The sequence below is a fragment of the Pseudomonas sp. SJZ079 genome (genome assembly GCF_007993865.1).
Taxonomy (GTDB): Bacteria; Pseudomonadota; Gammaproteobacteria; order Pseudomonadales; family Pseudomonadaceae; genus Aquipseudomonas.
Map to the genome: position 1 here is coordinate 1 of NZ_VIUH01000056.1, position 1,423 is coordinate 1,423.

General features: G+C 64.7%; 2 protein-coding genes. Both read right to left on the reverse strand.

Features of this window, described 5'->3' with window-relative positions; translation table 11 throughout:
* Nucleotides 1–537 (reverse strand): NAD(P)-dependent oxidoreductase (locus tag FBY03_RS22925; protein ID WP_147174647.1); only part of this gene is annotated, 537 nt, incomplete at its 3' end.
* Nucleotides 538–553: 16 nt separating this feature from the next.
* Complete coding sequence (gene hyi / locus FBY03_RS22930) at nt 554–1,336, reverse strand: hydroxypyruvate isomerase (RefSeq protein WP_147174648.1); 783 nt, start codon at nt 1,334–1,336, stop codon at nt 554–556.
* Nucleotides 1,337–1,423: the final 87 nt, after the last annotated feature.

The following is a 1,423-nucleotide window of genomic DNA, read 5'->3' on the forward strand; positions in this document are numbered from 1 at the left end:
GGCGACGATGATCTGGTTGGCCACCTTGGCGGTCTGGCCGTCGCCATTGCCACCGACCAGGGTGATGTTCTTGCCCATGGCCTGGAACAGCGGCAGGGCGCGCTCGAAGGCCGCCTCGCTGCCGCCGACCATGATCGACAGGCTGCCGGCCTTGGCACCGACTTCGCCGCCGGACACCGGGGCGTCCAGGTACTCGGCGCCGGTGGCCTTGATCTTCTCGGCGAAGGCCTTGGTCGCGCTCGGCGAGATCGAGCTCATGTCGATCACCACCTTGCCGGCGCCAATGCCAGCGGCCACGCCGTCCTGGCGGAACAGCACGTCCTCGACCTGCGGGGTGTCCGGCACCATGACGATGATGAATTCGGCTTCCTGCGCCACTTCGCGCGGGTTGGCCAGGCCGATGGCGCCGGCAGCCAGCAGGTCGGCCGGGGCCGGGTCGTGGTGCTCGGAGAGGAAGATGCTGTGACCCGCTTTTTGCAGGTTCTGCGCCATGGGCTTGCCCATGATGCCGGTGCCGATAAATCCGATTTTAGCCATGAGAAATGTCCTCTGATTAGATGGCGTTGTGCGCTTTCATCCAGCCAAGGCCGGCAGCGGTGGTGGTGGCTGGCTTGTATTCACAGCCGATCCAGCCCTGGTAACCGATGCGGTCCAGGTGCTCGAAGAGGAAGCGGTAGTTGATCTCGCCAGTGCCCGGCTCGTTGCGGCCCGGGTTGTCGGCCAGTTGCACATGGTTGATCACCGCCAGGTTGGCCTCGACGGTACGCGCCAGGTCACCTTCCATGATCTGCATGTGGTAGATGTCGTATTGCAGGTACAGGTTGGGGCTGCCGACCTTGTCGCGGATGGCCAGCGCCTGCGCGGTGGTGTTCAGGTAGAAGCCGGGGATGTCGCGGGTGTTGATCATCTCCATGACCAGCTTGATGCCGGCGGTCTGGAGTTTTTCCGCGGCGTACTTGAGGTTGTCGACGAAGCACTGCTCGACGCTCGCGCAATCGACGCCCTGCGGGCGGATGCCGGCCAGGCAGTTGATTTGGCTGTTGCCCAGCACCTGGGCGTAGGCGATGGCCTGATCGACACCGGCGCGGAATTCCTCGACCCGCTCCGGGTGGCAGGCGATGCCACGCTCGCCCTTGGCCCAGTCGCCGGCCGGCAGGTTGAACAGCACCTGGGCCAGGCCATTGGCGTCCAGACGCGCCTTGATCACCTCGGCCGGAAAATCGTAGGGGAACAGGTACTCGACGCCCGTGAAGCCGGCTTCGGCGGCAGCGGCGAAACGCTCGAGGAAGTCCACCTCGGTGAACAGCATGGACAGGTTGGCGGCAAAGCGGGGCATGGGATGCTCCTTCTTGGCGTAGCCCGGATGCAATCCGGGGGATCGAGTGGCCCCGGATTACAGCCGGGCTACGGAGTTGGTCTTAAT

Excerpts from the sequence above, each read along its gene's own strand:
- hyi (WP_147174648.1), bottom strand. The coding sequence starts at position 1,336 with ATGCCCCGCTTTGCCGCCAACCTGTCCATGCTGTTCACCGAGGTGGAC.